A 374-nucleotide genomic window follows, 5' to 3' on the forward strand; every position below is an offset into this window, starting at 1 on the left:
AAAATGATATACATCCAGTTATAAAAATTGACGAGATAAAATCAATCTGCTCTTTGTTTGAGACGTACGATGAATTACTAGAACCTGATAATGGATTATTTGTAGACACTCATATTTCAGACAAAAAGCTAAAGGAAATTTTGGTACGATATATTGTTTCAAAAGAAGAAGAAATCATTGCTTTTTTAGATACCTCTATCCTTGGTAATTTGAGTAAAGGATCGGATGGCGTATTAATTTGTCAATCGGGTATATATTTTAGAGAAACTTTTGTACACTTGTATTTTCCATGGCATATCTTTAGGAATATCCCTATTACATTGAATTCAAACGAGTTAGAAATCGGAAAAGGCAACATATTTCATCTTCAACAT

1 pseudogene is annotated in these 374 nt (G+C 30.5%); it reads left to right on the forward strand.

What is annotated here, in order from left to right:
• Positions 1 to 374: pseudogene (locus JDS96_RS30800) on the forward strand (hypothetical protein); the annotation flags it as partial.

It is taken from the genome of Bacillus cereus group sp. N21, from assembly GCF_016483395.1.
Lineage (GTDB): Bacteria > Bacillota > Bacilli > Bacillales > Bacillaceae_G > Bacillus_A > Bacillus_A pseudomycoides.